This is a genomic window from Blautia sp. TM10-2, assembly GCF_003480845.1.
Classification (GTDB): Bacteria; Bacillota; Clostridia; order Lachnospirales; family Lachnospiraceae; genus Fusicatenibacter; species Fusicatenibacter saccharivorans.
Genome location: NZ_QUJZ01000006.1, coordinates 12,840 through 31,599, shown reverse-complemented (window position 1 = coordinate 31,599; position 18,760 = coordinate 12,840). Strand labels below are relative to the sequence as shown.

General features: G+C 49.3%; 15 protein-coding genes. 1 reads left to right on the top strand and 14 read right to left on the bottom strand.

All coding sequences use genetic code 11. The annotated features are described in order from the left end of the window. Nucleotides 1-21: 21 nt before the first annotated feature. The 10 genes from rpmI to DXD92_RS07180 form a co-directional block, all read right to left on the bottom strand. Nucleotides 22-219, bottom strand: coding sequence for a 50S ribosomal protein L35 (rpmI, locus tag DXD92_RS07225; RefSeq protein ID WP_022461742.1), 198 nt, complete (start codon nucleotides 217-219; stop codon nucleotides 22-24). Nucleotides 220-254: 35 nt separating this feature from the next. After that, the gene (gene infC, locus DXD92_RS07220) at nucleotides 255-749 is read right to left on the bottom strand and encodes a translation initiation factor IF-3 (RefSeq protein WP_022461743.1); all 495 of its coding nucleotides are present in this window, start codon (nucleotides 747-749) and stop codon (nucleotides 255-257) included. Nucleotides 750-1,057: 308 nt separating this feature from the next. Continuing rightward, nucleotides 1,058-1,381: a DUF1540 domain-containing protein gene (locus DXD92_RS07215; RefSeq protein ID WP_118640327.1), complete on the bottom strand. Its 324-nt coding sequence runs from the start codon at nucleotides 1,379-1,381 to the stop codon at nucleotides 1,058-1,060. Nucleotides 1,382-1,674: 293 nt separating this feature from the next. Next, nucleotides 1,675-3,612, bottom strand: coding sequence for a threonine--tRNA ligase (gene thrS, locus DXD92_RS07210; protein ID WP_117760611.1), 1,938 nt, complete (start codon nucleotides 3,610-3,612; stop codon nucleotides 1,675-1,677). Between the two features lie 502 nt (nucleotides 3,613-4,114). Further along, nucleotides 4,115-4,564, bottom strand: coding sequence for a hypothetical protein (locus DXD92_RS07205; protein ID WP_243001876.1), 450 nt, complete (start codon nucleotides 4,562-4,564; stop codon nucleotides 4,115-4,117). A gap of 26 nt (nucleotides 4,565-4,590) precedes the next feature. Beyond that, a complete protein-coding gene (locus DXD92_RS07200) occupies nucleotides 4,591-5,877 on the bottom strand; it encodes an amidohydrolase family protein (protein ID WP_117802021.1) in 1,287 nt (428 codons plus the stop codon). Nucleotides 5,878-5,970: 93 nt separating this feature from the next. After that, nucleotides 5,971-6,960, bottom strand: coding sequence for a helix-turn-helix domain-containing protein (locus tag DXD92_RS07195; protein ID WP_117802020.1), 990 nt, complete (start codon nucleotides 6,958-6,960; stop codon nucleotides 5,971-5,973). 179 nt (nucleotides 6,961-7,139) lie between these two features. Then, nucleotides 7,140-8,012 carry a hypothetical protein gene (locus DXD92_RS18965; protein ID WP_243104859.1) on the bottom strand — a complete coding sequence of 291 codons (873 nt, stop codon included), beginning with the start codon at nucleotides 8,010-8,012 and terminating at the stop codon, nucleotides 7,140-7,142. A gap of 1 nt (nucleotide 8,013) precedes the next feature. Beyond that, nucleotides 8,014-8,346, bottom strand: a complete 333-nt coding sequence (locus DXD92_RS07185) for a helix-turn-helix domain-containing protein (RefSeq protein ID WP_055221741.1) — start codon at nucleotides 8,344-8,346, stop codon at nucleotides 8,014-8,016. A 60-nt stretch (nucleotides 8,347-8,406) separates the two neighbouring features. After that, nucleotides 8,407-9,261 (bottom strand): LysR family transcriptional regulator, encoded by an 855-nt coding sequence (locus DXD92_RS07180; protein ID WP_022462418.1) that lies wholly within the window; start codon nucleotides 9,259-9,261, stop codon nucleotides 8,407-8,409. A gap of 166 nt (nucleotides 9,262-9,427) precedes the next feature. Here DXD92_RS07180 and DXD92_RS07175 point away from each other — a divergent pair, with 166 nt between their 5' ends. Further along, nucleotides 9,428-10,117, top strand: coding sequence for a DUF6198 family protein (locus tag DXD92_RS07175; RefSeq protein WP_022462419.1), 690 nt, complete (start codon nucleotides 9,428-9,430; stop codon nucleotides 10,115-10,117). Between the two features lie 47 nt (nucleotides 10,118-10,164). Here the strand turns inward: DXD92_RS07175 and DXD92_RS07170 are convergent, their stop codons facing one another. The 4 genes from DXD92_RS07170 to bglX all read right to left on the bottom strand — a co-directional run bounded on the left by DXD92_RS07170 (nucleotide 10,165) and on the right by bglX (nucleotide 18,608). Beyond that, nucleotides 10,165-10,773, bottom strand: coding sequence for a hydrolase (locus tag DXD92_RS07170; RefSeq protein WP_118640326.1), 609 nt, complete (start codon nucleotides 10,771-10,773; stop codon nucleotides 10,165-10,167). A gap of 200 nt (nucleotides 10,774-10,973) precedes the next feature. Continuing rightward, nucleotides 10,974-14,027: a glycoside hydrolase family 2 TIM barrel-domain containing protein gene (locus DXD92_RS07165; protein WP_118640325.1), complete on the bottom strand. Its 3,054-nt coding sequence runs from the start codon at nucleotides 14,025-14,027 to the stop codon at nucleotides 10,974-10,976. Between the two features lie 94 nt (nucleotides 14,028-14,121). Next, on the bottom strand, nucleotides 14,122-16,371 hold the full coding sequence (locus tag DXD92_RS07160) for a glycoside hydrolase family 3 protein (RefSeq protein WP_117802015.1): 2,250 nt from the start codon (nucleotides 16,369-16,371) through the stop codon (nucleotides 14,122-14,124). Nucleotides 16,372-16,397: 26 nt separating this feature from the next. Further along, the gene (bglX, locus tag DXD92_RS07155) at nucleotides 16,398-18,608 is read right to left on the bottom strand and encodes a beta-glucosidase BglX (protein WP_118640324.1); all 2,211 of its coding nucleotides are present in this window, start codon (nucleotides 18,606-18,608) and stop codon (nucleotides 16,398-16,400) included. Nucleotides 18,609-18,760 lie beyond the last annotated feature (152 nt).

Genomic DNA, 18,760 nt, shown 5'->3' with positions numbered 1-18,760 from the left:
CGTAACTCTACCTTGCAAAAATTACATGTAAGGTAAGATTTTCTTCATGTTCTTTACGTTTGTTGCATCAACAGTAGTCTGTTTTCTCAGGTTTCTTTTTCTCTTCTGAGATTTCTTGGTTAAGATATGGCTCTTGTAAGCTTTATTTCTTACTAATTTTCCTGTTCCTGTTGTTTTAAAACGCTTTGCAGCTGCTCTGCTTGTTTTTACCTTTGGCATTTTAATTTCCTCCTTGATATTGATTCAAATGTATTTTAACGTTTAGCCGTCAAAAACATGGTCATGCTTCTGCCTTCCACCTTCGGCGCTTTGTCAACCGTTGCAATATCGGACAGACTCTCTGCAAATTCATCGAGGATGTATTTGCTGCTGTTCATATGTGCCATCTCACGGCCGCGGAAACGAAGTGTTACTTTTACTTTGTCGCCCTTTGTAATGAACTTGCGGGCTGCACCTACTTTGGTATTAAGATCATTGGTGTCAATGTTTGGAGAAAGGCGAACTTCCTTGATTTCAATTGTTTTCTGTTTTTTCTTTGCTTCTTTTTCCTTGCGGGCCAGTTCATATCTGTACTTTCCGTAGTCGATAATTTTGCAAACCGGCGGTTTCGCTGTCGGAGCAATTTTCACAAGATCCAGACCTGCTTCCTGTGCTTTCAGGTACGCATCTCTGGCAGACATAATTCCAAGCTGTTCTCCGTTCTGACCGATCAGACGAATTTCTCTGTCTCTGATCTGCTCATTAATCATTAATTCGCTAATTGTAGTGCACCTCCATCATTATAAAAGACTGTGTTCCCGCTTTTGCGGTGTAACGAAATCAAACTCGGCTCACCGGACCGGATTTGACTGATAACGCAAGAAAAGTGGATAGACAGACTATCCACTTAACATTGTACATAAATCTCTACACAAAGAGAACTTAAGATCAATATTGGACCGTAGTCGCGTGTTTGCGCTAGGGTGAGAGTGGATACTCTACTTTCTTTTTCTCAGACTATTGCAGTATAGCACTCTCCCATCCTGTTGTCAATACTGATTTTCGCATTTTTTCGTATTTATCTCCCGCAGCTACAGCGGAAGGAGCTGCACTCGGTTTCCTGGCAGCTGCATGCGCTGTCTCCGGCGATATGGATGTCTCCGGCTTCGCATTTACAGTTGTCGTTAAAGGTACAGTTCTGCGCCTTGCAGTCGACACCGATTTTCGTACAGCCGCAGCCGGTGGAGTTGGACATCGTGCCCTCACCGCGCTCCTTGAAGCTCTCGCAGCACGTTTCCATGGAGCTTTTGGCTCCGCTTCCGCCTACGCGGATATCTCCTTTGGAACAGAGCTCGTTCTGGTTGTAAACACAGGTCATAGCGGAACAACTTAATGCTGGCATAATAAATTACCTCCTGAAATTTAGTTTTCTGCGGTTTCGCCCGCATAGAAACCATTATTTCCAAGAGGTAATTTTTTATGCTTTATTTATTTGATAATACCAGTGTCCAAAGTTTGGAAATCCGACGCAAGCAAAGCTTGCACGAGGATTTTTAAATTTTGGACACGCCAAAACATGAGTAAGTAGCCATTTTTCGAAGAAAAATGAGCGGAGTACGAATGTTTTGAAGATTGCGGGAGTACAAAGTACGGAGCAATCTGGTATCATAGGTGTCAATTTTTTTGACACCTACCTTATTTATTTTCTTTTGTTTCAACAGTAACCGGGCGGTTAACGCGGCCTGCGATTTCTTCTTTGATATCTGCGATAAACTGCTCCAGGCTTCTCTGGCCTTCATCACCTGCAAAACGGCTTCTGACAGATACAAGACCTGCCTCTTCCTCTTTTGCTCCGGCGATCAACATGTATGGAATCTTCTGTCCCTGTGCCTCACGGATCTTATATCCGATCTTCTCGGAACGGGTATCCATCTCTGCGCGGATGCCTGCCTCGTGAAGGGCGTCCAGAACCTTCTTGCCGTAATCTGCGTATTTGTCGGAGATTGGCAGAACCTTTACCTGTACCGGTGCAAGCCAGGTTGGGAATGCACCTGCAAAATGCTCGATCAGGATACCGATGAAACGCTCAACAGAACCGTAAACAACACGGTGGATCATAATCGGACGATGTTTCTCGCCGTCTGCTCCTGTGTATTCCAGTTCGAATCTCTGCGGCAGCTGGAAGTCAAGCTGGATAGTACCGCACTGCCACGTTCTTCCGATGGAGTCTTCCAGATGGAAGTCGATCTTCGGGCCATAGAATGCGCCGTCGCCTTCGTTGACTACATAGTCAAGGCCAAGGTCATCGAGTGCGCCGCGGAGGCCTTCGGTTGCAACCTCCCAGTCCTCATCGCTTCCCATGCTGTCTTCCGGACGGGTGGACAGCTCTACGTGATATTTGAATCCGAACAATTTGTAAACCTGGTCAATCAGGTTTGCAACGCCTTTGATTTCATCTTTGATCTGCTCCGGTGTCATGAAAATATGGGCATCGTCCTGGTTGAAACAGCGTACACGCATCAGGCCGTGCAGCTGGCCGGATTTCTCATGACGATGTACCAGACCAACCTCTGCCAGACGCAGCGGCAGATCACGGTAGGAACGAGGCTCGGACTTGTAAACTAGAACGCCGCCTGGGCAGTTCATCGGTTTGATTGCATAATCTTCATCGTCGATGACGGTGGTATACATGTTTTCTTTGTAGTGATCCCAATGACCGGAGGTCTCCCACAGGCGACGGTTCAGGATGATCGGTGTGGAGATTTCTACGTATCCTGCTTTTCTGTGGATTTCACGCCAGTAATCCATCAGTGCATTTTTCAGATCCATTCCTTTTGGAAGGAAGAACGGGAATCCCGGGCCGTCCTCACTCATCATAAACAGGCCGAGCTCTTTTCCGAGTTTTCTGTGGTCACGCTTCTTTGCTTCCTCGATCATGTGGAGGTACTCTTCAAGCTCTGCTTTCTTTGTGAATGCAGTTCCGTAGATTCTCTGCAGCATCTTGTTTTTCTCGCTGCCTCTCCAGTATGCGCCTGCAAGGCTGGTCAGTTTGAAGGCTTTGACCGGCTTTGTGCTCATCAGATGAGGGCCTGCGCACAGGTCCGTGAATTCACCCTGGCGATAGAAGCTGATGACTGCGTCTTCCGGCAGATCTTCGATCAGTTCTACTTTATATGGCTCTTCTTTTTCTTTCATGAAAGCGATGGCTTCTGCTCTCGGCAGCTCGAAGCGCTCCAGTTTCAGATCCTCTTTTACAATTTTCTTCATTTCTGCTTCGATTTTTTCAAGGTCTTCGCTGGTGAGTGGAGTTTCTCTGTCTATATCGTAGTAGAATCCGTCTGCGATGGACGGTCCGATTGCAAGCTTGGTCTCCGGGTACAGTCTCTTGATTGCCTGTGCCATGATATGGGATGTGGTGTGACGGAATGCTGCTTTTCCGCCTTCATCGTTAAAGGTCAGAATGGAAAGATTGCAGTCCTTGTCGATGACGGTACGAAGATCTTCTACTTCACCGTTTACTTCACCTGCACAGGCCATTCTTGCAAGGCCTTCGCTGATGTCTGCTGCGATCTCAATGATGGATTTCGGTTCGGAGTACTCTTTGGTACTTCCATCTTTCAGTGTGATGATCATTTGCTTTTACCTCTTTCTTTGTATATTTTTTCTTAAGCGCATCTGTGGGATAACTGTTCCGAGCTACATCTCGATGTGGCTTCTCGCCATATGAAATTCAGGAAAAAAGCGCTCACTCATGCAAGCATGCTTCGCGATTTTTTCTTCCCTTTTGCATGGCTCTGAATTGTCACAAAAAAAGTCCCTTTTGACACGCCTGTGCTGTCAAAAGGGACGATGTATTTTCATTCACCGCGGTTCCACCCATTTTGTTTTTTCAAACCACTTCATTTGACGATAACGGAATCACCGGGCCGGATTGGGGCCGCTCAGAGCTGGTCTTCGATCACGTTCCTGCGAAAACCCTTGCACCACCAGATGGGGTTTCTCTCTGTCACATTCGCTGTGATTTACTCGTCTCTTCTACGCTTTGTTTTTTTGCTTCGATTGCTTTTTCGGCTCTCGATATTTTTAGATTATACCACCCATTTAGTGGTTGTCAAGTCCTGCATTGGCTGAAACTTTATTTTTCCGGCGTTTTTTGTACCTCCGTCTGCATGGCGAGTTTCTCTTTTGCCTTCTCCGGCATTTCCAGCAGCCCGAACGCGTAAAAAATCCCGTAGATATACGTAATTCCGCGGATATCCCCCAGATCCTTCGGGCGATCGACAACTGGTCTTGCACTTTCTTCCTGCAGTTCCAGCACCTTATGATACGCAGCCCGGACGGAACTCCAGACAAGGCTTTTACTTTTCTCCCGGCGGTCGATCCAGAGTTCTTTGGTGTAGGTGCCGCTTCTTCCATATTTCATATGGTAGGAATACGGCAGACCGGAATACGTATGGAATTCAAACTCCTGGAACGCGACAACGCAGTCCCACAGGGCTTCTTCTGTCCGTTCCTCATGAAGCCTCCAAAGAGCCTGTTCTCTTTTTTCCTGTAAATTTTCCTGTGATTCTTTGTTCTCTTCCATCTTTTTTGTCTTCTCCGTCGTATCCTTTATTCCACCAGAAATTGATCCAGCTCTGCCGCGACCACCGGATTGATTTTTACCTGAGGATGATCGATTTTTCTTCCCTGTGTGACGACCATCTCTACTTTGCGGAGAGCACGAAGATCCTCAAGCGGGTTTTCGACGGTCACGATAAGATCGGCGGATTTGCCGGGCTCGATGGTTCCGGTTTCGGCTCCGATTCCGGCCATTTCGGCGGCGCGGGCGGTTGCGGTGTAAAGCGCGAAGGCGTTGGAGACGCCGACATATTTATGGATGTAAAAGAGTTCCCGCCAGAAGTCGTACTGCGTGATCCACGGACAGCCGACATCGTTTCCGAGGACGACGGGGATGTCGTTGGCGATGGCTTTTTTCGCACAATCTATGATTCCTTCGAAAACAACGTTACCATTGAACTGCTCTATCTCAGTTGCGTTGGTGATGGAACGGTCGAACAGCGCATACGGCAGGGCCGGGGACAGTGTCGTACATAGAAATGCATTCTTTTCTTTGAACAGGCGAATCATATCGTCATCCATTTTTGCACCGTGCTCGATCGAATCCACACCGTTTTCCAGTGCCACGCGGACACCCTGCGGCGATTCGACATGGGCGGCGACTTGATAGCCGAGTGCATGCGCCCGGTTACAGACGGCTTTTACCATTTCCGGTGCCATTTTGAGTTCTCCCGGAACGCCTTTTTCTTTGGCATCCAGCACACCGCCGGTGATCATCAGCTTGATCAGGTTGACATTTTCGCATTTTGCCTCATCTACATGGGCGACTGCCGCATCGATACTCTCTGCTGCGATCGCTACCGAACCTGCCATGTGCCCGCCCGGTACAGAGATTCCCTCGTTTGCGGCAAGGATTCTCGGGCCGGTCTTTTTACCGGCTTTGATTTCATCGCGCAGCCGTGTATCGAAAGTGCCAAGACCACCGACCGTGCGGATCGTGGTAACGCCGCTTAGCAGTTCATCTTTTGCGAAGCCTGCTACCATGCGGTAGGCGATCGCGCGGGAAATTCTGTTGCTCATCAGGGTTTTGACGAGTTTTGCGTTGTCGCGCTGCTTCTTCTGCGGTTTTCCATTGCCTGCGAGATGGACATGCATGTTGATCAGTCCGGGCATGATGTATTTTCCCTGCAGATCTATCTCCGTATAGCCGGAAAGTCTGGTTTCTTCCGGGACAATCGCTGCGATTTTTTCTCCTTCCGTCAGAATGATCAGACCGGTCTGAACCTGCATATCTTTCGTTCCGTTTAGGATTTTTCCGTTTTTGTAGGCATATTTCATACTCAATTCCCTCTTTTCTGCCAAACGTATTATGTTTTATTTTAACACGTCAGAGAGGGATTTTGCGACAGAAAAATCGTTTTTCTCTGTTTTTTATTTTTCTTTTATTCTGCCCCGCATAACTGCCCTCACACCGCCGAACAGAACACCGGCAACAGCCCATAGGATCCAGGTTTTATCCCATTCTCTCGTCTGGAAGCTCCATACAAGATAGATGGCGGTGACAATACACCAGTAGGCGGTTGTAAAAACTTCTGTTTTCTTTTTGTATCGTTTTTCTTCCGGTGTATATTCGCCTTCCTGCAGCAGGATGACGTAGCTTCCATTTATGGTGCTGACCCGCACAATGAAAAAGACACCAACGGCGACCAGAAGCAGCAGGATGGATACGGTGGCTGTGATGATGTAGTCCGGCTGGCTGAATGCAATGGCAGCGAACATCGGGATAACTGCCAGAATACAGAGGGTAACACCGGCGGCGATTCCTCTGGTAAAGGTGCTTTCGTAGTCCTTTTTCCGTTCCTGAACAAGGCCGGTTACACCATAGGCAGTTTCTATTCTCTCCTTTTCCAGATATTCATACTGCTGTCCGTGAATACTGTAGGATACGAAAATCACAACAGCAGCGGCAACCAGCAACAACAAAACGGAGATGCCTGCTCCCGTTGCCATGTTTTCGCTGATGTTTTCTATATGGGAATCGGAAAGTCCGGCAAGGAAGATCAGCAGCGCCGGGCTGATGATACAGAGCGCAACAGCTCCGGCGAGTGTCGGCCCTGTTTTCCGTCTCCATTCCATGAACGCGTTTGCTTCTTCCATCGATACACTCCGCACGGATGACTCCTCTGCGGCGTATTCCAGTATTTCTGTTCCTGTCTCTGATTTTAATTCGTCTTTTAACAGATAGTCGGTGCTGACACCAAAGATTTCAGCAAGACGGAGCACTTTCTGCAAATCCGGCGTGGACTGTGCACTCTCCCATTTGGATACCGCCTGCCGCGAGACGGAAAGTTTCTCCGCCATCTCTTCCTGTGACCATCCATTTTTCTTTCTCGCTTCTGTGATTTTTTCTGCCAAAATCATATTTGTTTTCTTCTGTTTTCCAGCTCTTTTTCAGTAATCTTTTTGCTGCAGCTCACAGCCATTCTATTCATTTCTGTTTTGGAAATGGATTGGCTGTTTCTGCTTCAAATCCTATCATTTTTTCCGGTTGCCTTCTACCAAATCGGGCTGGAAATGTGTCAACTGGCGGTTACAGATGCTTATTTTTCAAGGATTTCCCGCATCTGCTGCATAATTTTTTTAATTTCATAAACCGATACGCTGTTTACGACTTCAAAATTGATCTGCTTTTCTTTTCCGCTGTATTTCACTTCATACTCTCTGGCTTTTTTTTCGTCATGGTCTTTGTACCGTGCTTTGCCGATCAGATAAGCATCTGAATTGGCCGTCTCGGGGTAGCCCGGGCCTTTTTCCAGTTCAAACCAGTACATCTGCCGCGGCATACTGTCCGGGAACATGAAATATGTTGAAAACTCATGATCAATCATCGGCGCCAGACGCAGAATCTTATCGTCTTCACGGCAGACAAATGCGATGTTTTCGTAATGGTAGTTCTGATCGCCTTTCAAAATCGAAACGAGAATCTGCAGTACCAGCTCCTCCGCCATCGCCGGGTGGGTCTGGAAATAGTCGGATTCGAGGATTTCGGTGTAGTCGTAGAACATCTGGCAGTAATTGACGTAGTCATCAATATGGACTTTGTCGTCAGGATATTTTCGAAAGAACTCCAGCAGATTCAGCAGATGTTCTCCTTCCCCGTAAATCATCGGTGAAACTGTTCCATAATCGTAATATTTCTCCACCTCCGCCTCATACCCTTCGCAAAACGCAAGCTGATACTGCGGCGCCGGCATAAAATACGCATCAATCACCCATGACCAGAAAACCTCAGCATAGGCGAACAGCGGCGTAGACAGCGGTTTAGATTTTGTAAGCGGTTTAAAAACAACATCTCCTTCAAAAACCGGAAAATGCTTCTCCCCTTTCACAACCCCCACTGCCTCCGCTTTCAGATTGCCGGAACGGGCAGAATACTTATATTTCTTTGGCAGATAGGATGGTTTCTGTTTCATCTTAATCCTCCTGCAATGCTGCCAGATATCCCAGGATTCGTTCTTTTTTTCTGTCTGACAGATTCCGAAAGCCTTCCAAAATGATTTTTTCTGTTTCATTTCCTGCGCTCATTTCCGGATTTCCCGCATTTCGCTCTGTCTCATTCTCCCCCAGAAGTTCATACGGCGTAACCTTCAGCACTTCGCAGATTTTCAGTATTTTATCCGCCGACGGATTCGTGCCCTTTCTTTTCCAGTCGCTGATGGTGCTCTGGGAAATTCCGGTTTCTTCGGAGAATTCTTTCTGGGTCATGCCGTTTCGAAGAATTAGCTCAAAAATTTTTTCACTGATCATTTTGTATCTCACCTTTTTCACTTAGATTTTGTTTTACTATACCATAAAATTTCCTGCCCGTCATTTCCTCCAATGCTGAAAAAACGCCTCTTCCTGCGCTGTGCGGATTCCGTATTTTCTTCTGGCGATGTAGAATTTTGATTTCCAGCTTGAGGTCTGCACCGGGATTGCGGTGATGTGATGGAGGCGGACGATGTCCATGTAGGGGAGGATAGATATTCCAAAACCATTTTCCACAAGGCCGGTGATGACTTCGATTTCTTCGGCCTCACACACGGGTTTTACCTGGATGCCCTGTTCGGCGAAGATCTGCTCTTGGAGGCTGCGGAAGCCGCTCGTCCTGGAAAACATGACCTGCGGATACTTGGCTGCTTCTTTTAGTGTGATGTTCTCTTTCCCCTCCAGCGGATGACCTTCCGGGACAGCGGCCGCGATGTAAGATTCCCGGAGGGGATAATATTCGAGTTCTTCGGATTTCAGCAATTCTGAGCAGAAGCCGATATCGTATTTTCCATCCAGCAGACCCTCCTCGATCTCTGGGGTCAGGCGGTTGTAGATGATAAACGGGAAGGTCGCGCCGAATTCCCGCAGCATATGTGGTATTGTTCCTGCCGCGAGCGGATATACGGTTCCGATCCGCACTGTCTTTTCTTCCGTCCGAAGGCCTGCCGCCCGCTCCTCCATTCGAAGATATGCGTCCAGAATCTCCTCGACATCCTGCATCAATTCTTTTCCGTAGCGGCTCAGGCTCACGTTTCGTCCTTCTTTCTGGAAGAGCGGAACACCGTACTCGTCCTCCAGTGTCTTGATCGCATGGCTGAGCCCCGGCTGGGAAATATTCAGCGCTTTTGCCGCTTTTCCGTAGTGCTGCAGTTTTGCCAGCTCTGCAAAATATTTTAAATACTCGATATTCATAGATAGCCTCTTTTCCTGTTCTGCATCTATCATACCACTTTTCATTTAATTTTAGAATCAATTCATTCAAAATAATCATTTGTTTTTATCGGTTTCTGTGTCTATAATAAGCATAGTTTCAAGACCTTAACGTAATTTCATTCTCAGGAAAGAAGGATTTTTACTCATGAATACCAGAAAATTTCATCTTCCAGGCGAAGCGGCGCTTCTGATCGTGCTTCTGATCAACCCTCTTGCCATTGATCTGATGTCAAAAAGCGTATTTGGAATTTCAACAATTTCCTCCGTGCCGCTCATCCTCAGCACAGCGTTTCCAGTTTTCAGTTTCGGAACGTGGAACTATATCTTTCAAACGCTGCTTGTCATCACCCTGATGGTCCTGAAGCGTTCGTTCTGTCCCGGCTATCTGTTTTCTTTTGTTGTCGGCATCGGATTCGGAAAAATGATCGATGTACACAATACCTGGGTTACCCTGCTGCCAAATGTTCTGTCGCTGAATGTGGTCTGCTTTTTCACCGGATTTCTTCTGATGTGCTTCGGCATCTGCCTCGCCAACAACTGCCTGCTGCCGATTGTCCCGACCGATATTTTTCCGCGGGATCTGTCGGAACTTCTGCATAAAAAGTATAACCAGATCAAGACAACCTTTGATCTCACCTGTCTGACAACGACCGTAATCCTGTCCCTTGTAATCCTTCACCATCTTTACGGAATCGGCATCGGAACTTTCTTCTGTGCTTTTATGACGGGACGAACCGTATCTCTGGTTCAAAAATTCATTGGAAATCATGTAGAATTTTACCGTCTGACGAAAAAAGAAATGGTAATGCCTGGGAAAAAGATGCGCCATGCATAAAAAAACTGCCCGAATTCCAGTTTTTCTGTTGAAATTCGGGCAGTTTTTTATGCGTTCTGCTCCGCTTCTACTTCCCGTTTGATCTCATCCTCGCTGTCAGCCATGGCCTGCATTGTCATAGTCAGCAGTTTTTCCAGCGGCCAGTCAAGCTGCTCGGCGCCCCGCTCAATGACTTTCCGCGAACATCCAGCCGCAAAGCCTTTGCTCTTATATTTTTTCTTCAGGGATTTCAGTTCCATGTCTTTTGTGCTCTTCGAAGGCCGCATCAGCGCAGCTGCCCAGATCAGTCCCGTCAGCTCATCTGCTGCAAACAGAACTTTTTCCATCTCATGCACCGGCTCCACATCCAGTGTGACGCCACACTCAATGGTAATGCCGCAGCCATGGGAAACGACACCATGAATGATATCTTCCGACACGCCGCCTTCCCGCAGAAGCTCCGGTGCTTTCAGGCAGTGCTCTGCCGGATACAGCTCAAAATCAATGTCATGCAGCAGTCCGACAATACCCCAGTGCTCCTCTTCTGCCCCATAGCCAAGCTCTCTTGCATACCATTTCATCACGGCCTCTACGGTAAGCGCATGCTGAATATGGAAGGGATCTTTGTTGTATTTTTTTAATAACGTAAATGCCTCATCTCTTGTAATTTCACTCATGCTTGATTTTCTCCTTCCCTTTTCTCTTTCCAGAATCACCTGGATTAGATTTGAATTATAATTTCGTCCATTATAATCCTGTATTCATAGTAATTCAATAGGTTTATCAAGACTTTTTTGTACATCATATAAAAAGGCGCCGTTCCCTCACCTTTCAGAGAGAGGGCACAGCGCTTTTCTTATTTTTCAAATTCTACACTTTACAGCAGTTTCGGTTTCAGCCGCACATCGAAGCTGATTTCGGTTTCTTTCAGCTGATATTTTTCCAGCAGCATCGGTCCGCAGCTTGCCGATCCGATCCCGGCCTGGCGGTAGTCGATGCAGAAAACAGTGCTTCCGCACGGCCGAAGCTCATAGTTGTGGGCTTTCGCGGTCAGCTCCTCCTGCGTGTAAATAGATGCCTGGAATGAGAAGGTTTTCTCGCCCACTGCCGTCAATACCGCACGATCACTGGCAAGACTTGCATAATCGCAGTCGTAGTGGCTGCCGTTCTCCTGCGGGCGGATATAGTCCTCCTGCTGTTCTGCCGGTGTGCTGTGGAAAACGCCGTGATAGCTTGCCTGGTGCTTATCCACGTAGCTCTCCACCGGGCCGAGGCCGCAGTAGGTCAGTTTTGCAAACGATTCCGGCAGGAACAGGCGCAGGCCAAAACGCGGCAGAACCGGGAATACTGGGTCTTTCTTTGCTTCTACATGGACATCGGTCGTTCCGTCGCTGTAAATTGTCCATTTGATCACACCTGCAAGGATCCGCTGCAGAGCCGGAGACGAAATCGAATAGCTTGTCTCGATCTCCACGCAGCCGTTTTCTTCTTTTGCCGTTGTCTCATACGCCCGCGTCACGGTGCGGTCATACTGCGCACGCATCCAGGTATTCTTGATATTGCGGTCATTGTCTGTCGGCGCACGCCAGATGTTCAGCTCCATCGGGCGGTCGATCAGATTCTGGTTGGCATAGCACATTTCCTCGAACAGGCCGGTGAACTTATTATAGGTATAGCTGAACTGTTCCGTCGATACCGTCAGATAATGATCGTCCTCTTTCCATCCAAACGAAGCCGTTCCCTCCGGGCGCTTCATCATCTCTTTTGCCTTCTGGTTCTGATTGTCTTTCGTTTTCACCGGAACTTCTTCAAATCCCAGTTCGAACTGCTCCGGCAGCACCTCAGTGGCCTGTTTCTGATACCAGGTAACCTTCAGCGCACATTTTCCCTGCTCCGGCACGGAAATGGCAAGCGGAATCGTCTTCTCACAGCCTGCCGCAAGCTCCAGCAGTGCTTCATCTGTAATCTTGCCGCTCTCCGTCACTTCGCCGTCCACAAGCACCTCATAGCCGAGCACAGCGTAATCTTTCAGATTCACAAAATTCATATAGTTTTTGATGGTCAGTGTACCCTTTTCGGCATCATATCCCGTCACGCGCACCGGACGATACACGTTTTTAAATTCCATCAGTCCCGTATGCGGTGTGCGGTCCGGATAAACAAGTCCGTCCATGCAGAAGTTGCCGTCGTGCGGATACTCGTTGTGGTCGCCGCCGTACGCGTACATCTTCTTTCCCTCGATCGTTTTTCCCATATCAATCGCGTGGTCGCACCACTCCCAGATAAAGCCGCCGCACATCTTCTCCTCGCTGTGGATCAGTTCAAAGTAGTCTTCAAGATCTCCCGGGCCGTTGCCCATCGCATGGCAGTATTCGCACATGATATACGGCTTATCCCCGTACTCCACCAGCTCTTTTTTGATCTCCTCGAGTGATGGATACATGCGGCTGTAGAGGTCGAGGTTGCTGTAATCGTATTTCTTCGGATCATCCACATACCGTGCCGACTCATAGTGCGTCAGACGCGTCGAATCAAATTCCTTCGTCCACTTTAAGGCCGCCTCGAAGGTACAGCCGTATGCGCACTCATTTCCCATCGACCAGATGACAACGCTCGGGCGGTTTTTATCGCGCTCCACGCAACGCTGTGTGCGGTCTACGGTTGCCTCGGTAAATACCGGATTGTTCGCAATTAGTTTATTCCAGTTCTTCGCATACTCTTCCCAGCTCGTGTAATCCGCATAAATTGCCTCTGTGCCGTGGCTCTCATTGTCCGCCTCATCGATGACATAAAAACCGAGACGGTCATAAAGCTGATAACAGTACGGCGCATTCGGGTAATGGCTGGTCCGGATCGCATTGATGTTGTGCTCTTTCATTACCTTCAGATCTTTTTTGATCTGTGCAAGGCTGATTGCAAATCCCGTCACCGGATCGCTGTCGTGGCGGTTTGTTCCGTGGAATTTGATCTTCACGCCGTTCAGGTACAGCACACCGTCCTTCGCGTGGATCTCACGGATGCCGACATGATCAGTGATCACCTCACCCGCCGTCTCCAGCACCAGCGTATACAGATACGGCTCCTCGGCATTCCACAGATGTGCATCTTTTACATGCATCTGAACCGTATCGCCGCCAAACGCTGCCTCTGCCACAAGATGATTTTCTGCATCAAACAGCTTTGCCGTTCCTTCCTGCGGTTCCCCGTCATTCCAGGTAATCGCAATCGAAACTTCTCCATTCTGGTACGATGCGTCCGGCGCTGCCTTTACAAAGTAATCGCGGATGCCTTTTTCTGGTCTTGCAAGCAGATAAACATCGCGGAAAATGCCGCTCATGCGGAATTTGTCCTGATCCTCGAGATAGCTTCCATCGCACCATTTCAGCACCAGTACGGCGATGATGTTGGTGCCATCTTTTAAGAAGTCTGTTACATCAAATTCACTCGTAGAATGAGACACCTGGCTGTAGCCGACGAAGCTGCCGTTCATCCACACGTAGAAACAGGAATCCACGCCCTCAAAATTCAGGAATTCCCTCGGTGCTTCCTCCTGTTTTTTCCACTCGAACGTTCTCACGTACGCACCGCACGGGTTCTCATACGGCACATACGGCGGATCCACCGGGAACGGGTAGCGGACATTCGTATACTGATGGTGGTCATGGCCATAATTCTGCCAGACGGACGGCACCGGAATCGTCTCGAATGCAGAAGTGTCGTATCCTTCTGCGAAAAACTCCTCTTTTACATCGTAAACACTGGTAAAATAGCGGAATTTCCAGTCGCCGGAAAGCAGGAAAAAGCGGTCCGACGCCTCCCGGTTCTCCACCAGATCCTCCATGCGGCGGGATGCCGGAATGTAGTAGGCACGGTTCGGCATGGTATTCACATGCAGGTGATCGAAATCTTCGAAATATTTTGGAACAATCATCTCTTTTTAAGTCCTCCTTATTCTGTCTTTTGTTTCCAATATCGGCACCGAAACACACGCGGTCCCGGTGCCGATCAGGTTTTCTGTTATTCTTTTACTTTTTCCATGCAGGAAGAACGCCTTCGTAATTCATGCCATAACCGTAGTCATAGTTATGTCCTTCGCTGTCAATATAGGTTTCCATATCCAACGCACGGTCCTCACTCTGCTCCTCAACCGCATCCATATCCTTCGGCATCTGGATCGGCAGACGGCCGGTCGGGTTGTAACCGCCGAAGACAACGTCGAGCACAGCGGCTCTCGAAACACCGAACTCTGCGACGATCGCATCGGCTTCGGCTTCAAATTCATGCATCACCATCGGGTTGTTGACGGTTGCGCAGACGATCACCGGCTTGTCGCCCATCGCGCGGCGGCATTCGAGAATATTGTCGAGATCAGCCTCGTTGTAGGCAGTGTTTGTCTTTCCAAGATAGCTGCGGTTCGTGAAATTCTCGCGGAAATCACCGCCGGCAATGCTCACCTCACGCGCTTTTTTCGCCGTATACGGGCGGTACTGCAGTGTAATCGGCAGATATCCGTTGCCGCCGTTCGCAAGATCTTCGGTGGAATACGGGTTGCATGCCGGGCTTTCGATAAATACCAGCGCCACATCGGCCTCCTCCGGTGATGCCACGCGTGTACCGTACTTGGACGGCAGTCCATCCGGCAGCGGATCTTCGGTTTTTGCCGGCAGATCGATGCGGAAGAACGCTTTGGACGGTCCGATCTTTCTCTCCGGAATATAAACCTTCAAACCTTTCTTCAGCGGCAGCACACCCTTCTGTCCTTCCGGTGCACGTTTCGCACTGTTTTTCAGCAGGACGATGGATTTCTGCTGTGCCTCATAGCCATGGCGGCAGAACTCTTCGCATCCTACAATCTTTGCGGATTCTTCCGGATCAAGATACGGGTCCTCAAACAAGCCGCAGTGGAAAATGTTGATCAGAAGACGTTTGGCGGACAGCTCCATGCGCTCACGCATCGCTTTCTCGCCGTATTTCTCACAGCCGATCTTATATGCCTCGACAATCGGACCGGACTCGCTGTTTCCGCCGAACTGGTCAACGCCGTTTGTGATCGCCAGCAGACACCGTTCTGCCTCGGTCATATCCTGCACGCCGTAGCAGCGGCTTCCAAATCCCTCAATCGTCTTCTCCGGATCCTGGGTAATGCCCCAGTCGGTGCAGACAATGCCTTTAAATTCATATTTTCCGCGCAGCAAATCCTTGATCAGGTACTCGCTGTAGGAGTTTCCGACGTTCTTGCCGTTTTTCTTGTCCACGCCGTAGGATACGGTGTAGTACGGCATAACCGCGGATGCGCAGTCAGTCGGTCCGTCCAGGTGGAAGGCTGCCTCGGTAAACGGTTTTAAATGCTCCTCAAAATTTCCGGTCGGATAAACGGCAAACTGTCCGAATGCATAGTGTGCATCGCGTCCAGCCTCTCCGGTGCCGCCGCCCGGCCAGTGTTTGACCATCGTGTTGACGCTGTCTTTTCCCCAGCCGTCTGCTTCCCCTTCCGTTGTCTGCATACCGTCACAGTACGCTTTGGTAAGCTTTTTGGACATCTCCACTTCTTCGCCTAACGTATCGACAAAGCGCATCCATCTCGGCTCGGTGCAGAGGTCGATCTGCGGTCCGAGTGCCGTTGTGATGCCGAGTGCCCGGTATTCACGGGAGGCATCCTTTGCAAACTGTCCGGCTACTTCCGGGTCAAAGCATGCTGCAAAGCCGACACCCTCCGGCCATTTGCTGATCTCGCTTCCGCCGCTCTTGAACTCTGCGCCGGAATCCTTTGCTCCGTTCCGCGGATCAGAGGAGAGGTTGATCGGAATACCATACGGCAGTGTCTCTGCCCGTTTCTGCAGCTCATTGCTCCACTTTGCGGAGATTTCCGGGCTTTCTACATTCGTCAGCAGAATATGACGGATGTGTTCGTCCTCCAGAAATTCCTTCTGCTGGTCAGAAATGGCATACGGCTCTTTGCCGGATTCGAGATACGTTTTTCCGTCAAACGTTCCCTGGAATGGTCCGCCCGGCATCGGCGGTACCGCCTGGTGCGGCGAGTACAGCATAAGGCCTGCAATCTCTTCAATCGAAAGACGACCCGCAAGGTCTGCCGCTCTCTCCTCATCGGAAAGACGCCAGTCCTCGTACGGCAGCAGTTCGCCGGTTTTTGCAAGATCTTTAAAGTAATATCCATCTTTTTCCAATACCTTTACACCGGACTCCTCCGCCCAGGCAATCGTTTTTCCGTCTGCCTGTGTGATGCGGTGGATTCCGTTTTTCGTTGTTTTCTCCATAAGTTTTCTCCTTTTTCCTGCTGCATTTATTTCAGTGTAAATACCGCACTGTTTTCCGTCGTGCTGCTGTCACCGACAAATACGGTAAACGTTCCAGGCTCGCTTCCAAAGGTTCCGTCGAGACGGTAGTAGCGCAGATCTTCTTCGGTAATATAGAAGGTCACTTCCTGCTCTTTGCCCGGAGCAAGCTCTACTCTTCGGAAGCCTTTCAGCTCTCGCACCGGACGAACCACATCGGAATAATCATCACGGATGTACAGCTGTACAACATCACAGCCAGCCGTATCACCTGTATTTTTCACGGTCACATGCGCTGCAATTCTGCCGTTTTTATCCATCTCGTTCTGATCCAGTGTTACCGCGGAAATATCAAACGTGGTATAGGAAAGTCCGTAACCAAACGGATACAGCGGTGCGTTCGGAATATCGAGATATTTGGAGCGGAACCGCTCTTTCATGCCCGGCAGATTCGGTCTTCCGGTGGAATACTCGTTGTAGCTGACCGGCGCCTGGCCCACGCAGTACGGGAAGCTCATCGGCAGATGGCCGGATGGATTTTTCTTTCCGGTCAGAACATCCACAACGGCACTTCCGCCCTCTGTTCCCGGGAACCATACCTCGAGAACGGCTTTTGCTTTTGCACTGATCTCACGCAGATCAAGCGGACGGCCATTGAACAGAACAACAACAACATTCGGGTTAACGGCCATCACTTTTCGGAACAGCTCCATCTGGATCTCCGGCACATCGATCATGGCACGGCTGGTCGCCTCGCCGCTCTGCAGATAATGCTCACCCATCGGCATTACCACGAGATCGGCCTCTTTTGCTGCCTGTAGTGCGCTCTGCTCCATGGCAGCAAGCTCTTCCTCACTGTATTTTTTCGGTGTCGTCTCGGTAAATCCGATCAGCTCCACATCGTTTCCGATAACCGGGCATCCTTCTGCATACGTGGTGCGTGATGCGTCGAATACTTTCTCGGCTGCTTCCTGAATCGTCACGCAGTCCTTGCTGTCGCCGGTGAAGGACCAGCTGCTCTTGATTTCATGATTGTTGGTATACGGGCCGACAAATGCGATCTTTTTCGCAGTGTCGAGCGGCAGTACACCGTCATTTTTCAGCAGGACGAAGGATTCCTCCGCTGCTTTTTTCGCCAGTGTACGATGCTCCGGGCAGAGGCTGTATGCTTTCTCTTTCTCGGCATCCGCATCTTTATATGGATTTTCAAACAGTCCCAGTTTGTTTTTCAGCTCCAGAATCCGCAGGCAGCACTCGTCAATCAGATGCTCGTCCACTTCACCTTCTTCTACGAGACGGCAGAGGTTTGCGGCGTAAACGGATGTCATCATATCAATATCCACGCCTGCCTCCAGCGCTTTTTTCGCTGCATCGGCGGCATCTTTCGAGCTTCTGTGGGCAACGGTTTCCAGAATGGCTGCAAAGTCAGAAATCAGCACGCCGTCAAATCCCATCTCGCCGCGCAGGATATCGCGCATCAGCCATTTGTTGGTGCTCGCCGGAACGCCGTTGATCGTGTTAAATGATGTCATCACCATCGCTGCGCCCGCATCAATGCCTGCTTTGTATGCCGGAAGATAGAATTCACGGAAGGTATGCTCTGAGAGCTCTACGGTGTTGTAATCTCTTCCTGCGACTGCTCCGCCGTAGCCTGCAAAGTGTTTGATGCAGGAGGCAACTTTTCCCGGTGTTTTTAAATCATCGCCCTGGAAGCCTTTTACGATCGCCTCGGAAAAGCGGCTGTTCAGGTATGGATCTTCGCCTGTGGATTCCACGACACGGCCCCATCTTGCATCGCGCACAAGATCCACCATCGGGGAAAAGGTAACGTGAAGTCCGGCTGCGGATGCTTCTTTTGCAGCTGCGGATGCGCATTCGCCGGAGAGTTCCGGATCAAAGGTGGCCCCCTGCGCCAGCGGCGCCGGGAAAATCGTCTTCATGCCGTGAATTACATCCATCATAAACAGCATCGGGATGTGATGCGGCTGTTTTGCCATATAGTCGTCCTGCAGTTTTTTCATCGTATCGGCGCCTGCTGCTCCCAGAATGGAGCCTGCCATCTCAAGATCCTCTTTTCCGATTCCCATATCGTTTGCCGGACCGGTCAGGACGCTGTTTTCATCTCCCAGATAAAATGCTCCGCTTAACTGAAGCATCTGGTCCACTTTCTCTTTCAGCGACATATCCGCCAGCAGCTTTTCCAAATCTGTCTGTTTCATTGAAAAACCTCCTGTTTTTTATTTTCAGAATTTTTGGTTTTCTATCCCATTTGTTTCTATTTTACGGCATAACTCTGCATAAAACAATCTATTTTTTTGACTCTTTTCTCTACGATTTTAACAAAAGAAGCGCGCCTGCCATCGCTTTTTCC